The organism is Pseudomonas sp. SDO5522_S412 (assembly GCF_054071215.1).
This window is the reverse complement of the sequence record NZ_JBSVWQ010000373.1, coordinates 1-3298: the sequence shown is the minus strand read 5'-3', so window position 1 is coordinate 3298 and position 3298 is coordinate 1. Positions and strand designations below refer to the sequence as shown.

At 62.0% G+C, this 3298-nt stretch carries 3 protein-coding genes; all 3 read left to right on the top strand.

Annotation, left to right across the window (positions count from 1 at the left end; genetic code table 11):
* Positions 1 to 111 precede the first annotated feature (111 nt).
* The gene (gene arcC, locus ACW9I6_RS31615; RefSeq protein ID WP_087692649.1) at positions 112 to 1041 is read left to right on the top strand and encodes a carbamate kinase; all 930 of its coding nucleotides are present in this window, start codon (positions 112 to 114) and stop codon (positions 1039 to 1041) included.
* An 18-nt stretch (positions 1042 to 1059) separates the two neighbouring features.
* Positions 1060 to 1422, top strand: coding sequence for a DUF5064 family protein (locus tag ACW9I6_RS31610; protein WP_003220051.1), 363 nt, complete (start codon positions 1060 to 1062; stop codon positions 1420 to 1422).
* A 199-nt stretch (positions 1423 to 1621) separates the two neighbouring features.
* Entirely contained in the window at positions 1622 to 3130 is a 1509-nt protein-coding gene (locus ACW9I6_RS31605; RefSeq protein ID WP_102605962.1) for a sigma-54-dependent transcriptional regulator, read from the top strand.
* The last annotated feature ends 168 nt before the right edge of the window (positions 3131 to 3298 follow it).

The following is a 3298-nucleotide window of genomic DNA, read 5'->3' as shown; positions in this document are numbered from 1 at the left end:
GGCGGCGTGCCAGTCGCTATATTTTTCACCGACACACCGCTTTCGCGAGCAAGCCCGCTCCCACATTTGGCCCGGTGTTCACAACGCTGGATTCTGGAAGGACAACCTTATATGCGTATCGTCGTTGCACTGGGCGGCAACGCCCTTCTGCGCCGTGGTGAACCCATGACCGCAGACAATCAACGGGCCAATATCCGCATCGCCACCGAACAGATCGCCAAGATCCACAAAGGCAACGAGCTGGTGATTGCCCACGGCAATGGCCCGCAAGTGGGCCTGCTGTCGCTGCAGGCTGCCGCCTACACCCAGGTTTCACCTTACCCGCTGGATGTGTTGGGAGCCGAAACCGAGGGCATGATCGGGTACATCATCGAACAGGAACTGGGCAACCTGCTGGACTTCGAAGTGCCGTTCGCCACACTGCTGACCCAGGTGGAAGTGGACGCCAAGGACCCGGCCTTCCAGAACCCGACCAAACCCATCGGCCCGGTGTACTCCAAAGCCGAAGCGGAAAAACTGGCCGCTGAAAAAGGCTGGGCGATTGCCCCCGATGGCGACAAGTATCGCCGCGTGGTGGCCAGCCCACGGCCAAAACGGATCTTTGAAATCCGCCCGATCCAGTGGCTGCTGGAAAAAGGCAGCATCGTGATCTGCGCCGGTGGCGGCGGGATTCCGACGATGTATGGCGAAGACGGCAAGCTCAAGGGCATTGAAGCCGTGATCGACAAAGACCTGTGCTCCTCGTTGCTGGCCGGGCAACTGGACGCCGATTTGCTGGTGATCGCCACCGACGTCAATGCCGCCTTTATCGACTTCGGCAAGCCCACCCAGAAAGCCATCGGCCAGGCACACCCGGACGAAATCGAAAAGCTCGGCTTCGCCGCCGGCTCCATGGGACCCAAGGTCCAGGCCGCGTGCGAGTTCGCCCGCCAGACTGGAAAAACCGCAGTGATCGGTTCACTCTCGGACATCGAAGCAATTGTCCAGGGCAGCGCCGGCACCCGCATCAGTACCGCAAAACCTGGCATCACCTACCTGTGAAGTAGAGGAGAAACGCCTATGGCTACCTTTGAACCTGGTCACCTGCACATCGAACGCCACGCGCTGAACAAGGATGACTACAGCTACAACCTGTGCATCGACTACGAAGTCAGCCAGGACCCAAAGGAAGGCAAGGGAATGCTCTTCAAGATGCACGGCACGGTGCAGGGCAAGGAGCTCAAGGAAGAGTTCTTCCTGCCCAAGGACCAGTCGTTCGACTTCGCCCGGCAGGCGATGAACATCGCGCAGAAGTACGGCATGCCGAAGATTGCCGTGCTCAATGGCCAGATGCACAAGCAGTACGATTTGATGTTTGAAGATGTGCGCCATCAGTTGGATGTGAAGCCTGGGGATCCGGTCAAACCCGAACACCTCGAATAACCTGATTTCCCAGGCACCAACTATCAAATGTGGGAGCGGCGGTGCGACGATTCGACTTGCTCGCGAATGCGGTGTGTCAGCTAATACATCCGGTGACTGACACACCGCATTCGCGAGCAAGCCCGCTCCCACATTTTGATCTCTATCTTCTCCAAGGCATACTTGCCACCTCTCGCTCGCCAGAACCAAAAACAGCCCCATGCGTATCCACGTCAGCTTCATCGACCGCGTCGGCATCACCCAGGAAGTCCTGGCCTTGCTCGGTGGGCGCAATCTGAACCTGGATGCGGTGGAAATGGTTCCGCCCAACGTCTACATCGACGCGCCAACCTTGAGTGCCGAGGTACTGGAAGAGCTGCGTGATGCACTGTTCAGCGTGCGCGGCGTGCAAGCCGTGACCGTGGTCGACATCCTCCCCGGCCAGCGCCAGCACCTGCAACTCGATGCCCTGCTCGCCGCCATGACCGACCCGGTACTGGCCCTGGACAGCGCCGGCAAGATCCTGCTGGCCAACCCGGCGCTGATCGCCTTGTACGGTCGTGAACCCGCCGGGGAAAGCATCAACGAACTGTTCGACGACCCAACCCTGCTGGCCACCCTGCTGGAACACGGCTTTCGCCTGGCCCTGCGGGAAATCAGCGTAAACGGCCAGACCCTGCTGCTGGACGCCACGCCGATCACCGACGCCGGCGCCCTGCTGACCCTGTACCAACCCAACCGCATCGGCGAACAACTGTCGGCGCTGCACCATGACCACGCCGAAGGTTTCGACGCGTTGTTGGGCGAGTCCCCGGCGATTCGCACCCTCAAGGCGCGGGCGCAACGGGTGGCGGCGCTGGATGCACCGTTGTTGATCCAGGGCGAGACCGGCACCGGCAAGGAGCTGGTGGCCCGTGCCTGCCACGCCATCAGCGCGCGCCACAGCGCGCCGTTCCTGGCCCTGAACTGCGCGGCGCTGCCGGAGAACCTGGCCGAGAGCGAACTGTTCGGCTACGCCCCCGGAGCCTTCACCGGTGCCCAGCGCGGCGGCAAGCCGGGGCTGATGGAACTGGCGAACCAGGGCACGGTGTTCCTCGACGAGATCGGCGAGATGTCACCGTACTTGCAGGCCAAGCTGCTGCGGTTTCTCAACGACGGCAGCTTCCGCCGGGTGGGCGGCGACCGTGAGGTGAAGGTCAATGTGCGGATCCTCAGCGCCACCCACCGCGACCTGGAAAAGATGGTCAGCGAAGGCACCTTCCGCGAAGACCTGTTCTACCGCCTCAACGTGCTCAACGTCGAAGTGCCGCCCCTGCGCGAGCGCGGCCAGGACATCCTGCTGCTGGCCCGCTACTTCATGCAGCAGGCCTGCGCGCAGATCCAGCGCCCGGTCTGCCGCCTGGCGCCGGGCACCTACCCGGCGCTGCTGGGCAACCGCTGGCCGGGCAACGTGCGGCAATTACAGAACGTGATCTTCCGCGCCGCGGCCATTTGCGAAAGCAGCCTGGTGGACATCGGCGACCTGGACATCGCCGGCACCTCGGTGGCGCGGCAGAACGATGGTGAAGTCGACAGCCTGGAGCAGGCCGTGGAGGATTTCGAGCGCGGGTTGCTGGAGAAGCTCTATGTCAGCTATCCGTCCACGCGCCAGCTGGCGAGCCGCCTGCAAACCTCCCACACCGCCATTGCCCATCGCTTGCGCAAGTACGGTATTCCCAACAAGCCCTGACTGACTGCACGCGATCAACATGTGGGAGCGGGCTTGCTCGCGAATGCGTTGGGTCAGTCAATACATTCGGCACTGACATACCGCATTCGCGAGCAAGCCCGCTCCCACCTTTGATCTCCGGCGCCCTCAAAAACGACCTCCGCCCGTACTGAAAACGCTACAATGGAA

What these genes read in the sequence shown, in the direction of transcription:
- arcC (WP_087692649.1), top strand. Translation starts at nt 112, where the DNA reads ATGCGTATCGTCGTTGCACTGGGCGGCAACGCCCTTCTGCGCCGTGGT.
- ACW9I6_RS31610 (WP_003220051.1), top strand. Translation starts at nt 1,060, where the DNA reads ATGGCTACCTTTGAACCTGGTCACCTGCACATCGAACGCCACGCGCTG.
- ACW9I6_RS31605 (WP_102605962.1), top strand. Translation starts at nt 1,622, where the DNA reads ATGCGTATCCACGTCAGCTTCATCGACCGCGTCGGCATCACCCAGGAA.